The 3,574-nt window shown below is 65.1% G+C and carries 1 protein-coding gene and 3 pseudogenes; 2 read left to right on the forward strand and 2 right to left on the reverse strand.

Translation table 11 applies throughout. From position 1 onward, the window contains the following. Nucleotides 1-299: 299 nt before the first annotated feature. A pseudogene (locus ACFHPP_RS30605) lies at nucleotides 300-746 on the reverse strand (IS630 family transposase); the annotation flags it as partial. Between the two features lie 85 nt (nucleotides 747-831). Between ACFHPP_RS30605 and ACFHPP_RS30610 the strand changes: the two are divergent. Together ACFHPP_RS30610 and ACFHPP_RS30615 are read left to right on the forward strand one after the other, a co-directional pair. Beyond that, complete coding sequence (locus ACFHPP_RS30610; protein ID WP_437167010.1) at nucleotides 832-1,860, forward strand: IS110 family transposase; 1,029 nt, start codon at nucleotides 832-834, stop codon at nucleotides 1,858-1,860. A gap of 271 nt (nucleotides 1,861-2,131) precedes the next feature. Then, nucleotides 2,132-3,144 (forward strand): annotated as a pseudogene (locus tag ACFHPP_RS30615) (IS110 family transposase). 309 nt (nucleotides 3,145-3,453) lie between these two features. On the opposite strand, the pseudogene ACFHPP_RS30620 reads toward ACFHPP_RS30615, so the two are convergent. Beyond that, nucleotides 3,454-3,574, reverse strand: a pseudogene (locus ACFHPP_RS30620) (winged helix-turn-helix domain-containing protein); the annotation flags it as partial.

A 3,574-nucleotide genomic window follows, 5' to 3' on the forward strand; every position in this document is an offset into this window, starting at 1 on the left:
AGCTGCGGCAGGAGCGGGACGAGGCCCGACTGGGTAAACTGCCCCGTCGTGACCTACCCCGATCGGGGATCCACGGACTATGAGAGACTTGGCCCATGTTCTGGCCTGGCCGTCTGGCCCTGCCGGAGCGCAGCGTAGGCGGGGCCAGACGGCCAGGGCAACACCGCTTCCGGCGCCGGCGGCCGATAGCCCAGCGCGCTGTGCGGCCGGACCGTGTTGTACAACTCGGCGTTTGGGCGCCCACGTTAGCCTGGCGGAGCTGGACCAGGCCACGGCGCGGCGGCACGAGACCGAACTGCGATCCGGTTGGAAAGCCAGTTGTCACGGATGAACTGCCAGACGTTTTCCATGACGTTGAGCTCGGGGCACTTCGGCGGCAGCGGCACCAAGGTGAGGTTCGGCGGTATCGGCAGCTTGCCCGACATATGCCAGCCCGCCTGGTCGAGCAGCAGCACTGCGTGTGGCCCCGGCGCCACCGCAGCGGCGATCTCGCGGAGATGCAAGGTCATCTCCGCCGTGTTGCAATGCGGCAGCACCAGCGCGGCGCCCTTACCCTCTTTGGGGCAGACGGCACCGAAGATGTAGGTCGACGCCGTGCGCTGATCTTTTGGAGCGGCAGGCCGGGTGCCCTGCAACGCCCAACGGCGCGTGATCTTGTTCTTCTGCCCAACGCGGGCTTCGTCTGCGAACCACACCTCTATGGCGGCGGGCTCGGTGGTTTTCTCGCGCGCGACCGCTTCCAGCACGGATCCAAAACTTTATGGGATGGCCCGCCCCTCCTTCCTGCTGCGCTAGGCTGGCAGGGTAACCTGAGGGACAGGAGCTGGTTCGATGCAGATCGCGGTTCTGGGGATCGACCTGGGTAAGAACAGCTGCAGCGTGGTGGGTCTGGACGGCAATGGGCGGGTAGTGCTGCGACGGCGCCTGCATCGGGAGGGTGTTGCCAAGCTGGCGGCGGAACTACCGGGCTGCGTAATGGCGATGGAGGCCTGCTGCGGAGCGCATCACCTCGGCCGCAGGCTGCGTGACCAGGGCCACCAGGTCCGGCTGATGTCGCCGGAGTACGTGCGTCCTTATGTGAAGGCACAGAAGAACGATGACCGTGACGCGGAGGCGATCGCCGAGGCGGCGACCCGGCCGACGATGCGCTTTGTCGAGCTCAAGAGTGAGACGCAGCTCGACATGCAGAGCCTGCACCGGGCGCGTGACCGGTTGGTGGGCGAACGGACGGCGCTGATCAACCAGCTGCGCGCCTTTTTGCTGGAGCGCGGGATCATCGCGCCCCAGGGACGGCGCAAGCTGGAGCTGCATCTCGAGACCTTGCTGGCGCTAGAGCAGGTTTCACTGAGCCAACGGACCCGACTGTTGATCGAGGACCAGCAGGCCGAATGGCGCGAGCTGGACCGCCGCATTGAGGCCTTTGACGAAGAGTTTGCACGGGAAGCCAGGACGGACGACGCCGCCCGGCTACTGCTCACCATCCCGGGGATCGGGCCGCTGAACGCGACGGCGCTGGTCGCCGCAATCGGCAAGGCCGACACCTTTGGACGTGGCCGGGACCTTGCGGCCTGGATGGGATTAGCGCCGAGGCAGATGACCACGGGAGGCAAGCCAAAGCTGCTGGGAATCAGCAAGCGCGGCAACAGGTACCTCCGCAAAATGCTGATCCACGGCGCGCGTGCTGCCCTGCCGACGCTATCCAAGGGCGAGACGTCACTGGGCAGCTGGCTGCGTGGCCTAATGACACGGGCCCACGTGAATACAGTGGTGGTGGCGCTCGCCGCCAAGCTGGCGCGGATTATCTGCGCGGTGCTCCGCACCGGGAAGAAGTTCGAGATGCAGGCGGCGACGGTGTCGTAGCAACGAGATCGGCCGTTCGCGCTCACCCGGCGTGGGCGGCTGTATGAGGTCTGCGGGTGGTGGAAGCGAGATGGCCTGACAGTTGACCGGCGTTCTGGAAACCTGGTTTAAAAAATGGCGCTCGACGCCGCGAACTTTATGAGGACCGGGACGCGCGGATCTCCATCTTGGCCAGGGCGGTGCCCTGTGACCGATGGGGTGGATGGCCCCCGATCGGCATCGAAGTGCCAGAATGAGGGTTGTCGCACACCCCTGGAGGAGGCCATCCACCATGCAGATTGCCACGATCGGCGTCGATCTCGCCAAGCACGTTTTTCAGCTTCACGGTGTCGGGCCAGACGGCCAAGTCGTACTGCGCCAGAAGCTGCGTCGTGCTCAGATGATGGCGTTCTTTGCGAAGCTGCCACCGTGCCTCATCGGCATGGAGGCCTGTGCGACCGCGCACCATTGGGCGCGTGAGCTCAGCGCGCTTGGTCACGAGGTCCGCCTCATGCCGGCGCATTACGTCAAGGCCTACGTCAAGCGGGGCAAGAATGATGCGGCCGATGCCGAGGCGATCTGCGAAGCCGTGACCCGTCCGACCATGCGCTTCGTGGCGATCAAGAGCATGGAACAACAGGCTGTCCTGGTCATGCATCGCACACGTGATCTGTTGGTCCGGCAGCGGACGCAGGCCGTCAACTCCCTGCGCGGTCTCCTCGCAGAGTTCGGTGTCGCCGAGGCACAAGGTATTTGCCGTTTGGGACGGCTGCGAGCCCACTTGGAAACGGACACGGTCCCCGAGCCCGGCCGAAAAATTCTCACCCTCCTCGCCGAGCAGATCGACGAGCTCGAGAAGCGCGTTGCACAGGTTGATGCCGAGATCCTGGCCTGGCACCGGGCGAATCAGGCCAGCCAGCGTCTCGCCAAAGTCCCCGGAATTGGACCGCTGATCGCGAGCGCCATCGTGGCAACGGTCGCCGACGCTTCAATGTTCCGCTCTGGCCAGGAGTTCTCAGCCTGGCTCGGCTTGGTACCCCGGCAGAACTCAACGGGCGGCAAACAGCGGCTGGGCCGGATTACGCACCAGGGTGACGGCTACACCGCCGCCTGCTGATCATTGGCGCACAGTCCGCGCTGCAAGGCTCGAAAGAGGTGAAGGCCAACGGCTGGGTCCAGGGGCTCCTGAGCCGGTATGCCCGGCTCAAGGTTGCCGTCGCCCTCGCGAACAAGATGGCCCGCATCGTCTGGGCGCTGATGACTAAGGGGGAAGTCTACCGGCCGGCTGTCGTGCCCACCGCATGACGTAGGCCCGCCGGGAAGAGGATGCTTGCGAGAGGAAGAGGCGTGATGGAGTGAGCGGCAGTGCCGACGAGCTGGGAGCAGCCTGGAACGTATCCGGGGTCTTTGAACCCGCGAGACCGATGAGGTCCCAGCCTGTGGACACCCATCAGGGCCAGCGGCCGTCGTGCCGCGCTGAAGGCCGGACACACGACTGCAAGCGACTACCGCTGCTTGATCGCCACGATTCTTCTTGCAAGACAGGGGGCCATCCACACACGGATACGTTGGCGTAGACTGCTCAGACCGGGTCGTGAATCCACTTGCAGACGGGGCGGGCCATACGTTTTTAAAATCCTCGATCGCACCCGTAGTCTGGGCATGGTGGCGCGGGCGGGCAGATAGCTTGCGGTAGCCCAGGGCACGCAACTCCCGGCTCAGCGTCGGCTTGGAA

The organism is Falsiroseomonas sp. E2-1-a20 (genome assembly GCF_051433195.1).
Classification (GTDB): Bacteria; Pseudomonadota; Alphaproteobacteria; order Acetobacterales; family Acetobacteraceae; genus Falsiroseomonas.

Excerpts from the sequence above, each read along its gene's own strand:
- ACFHPP_RS30610 (WP_437167010.1), top strand. The coding sequence starts at position 832 with ATGCAGATCGCGGTTCTGGGGATCGACCTGGGTAAGAACAGCTGCAGC.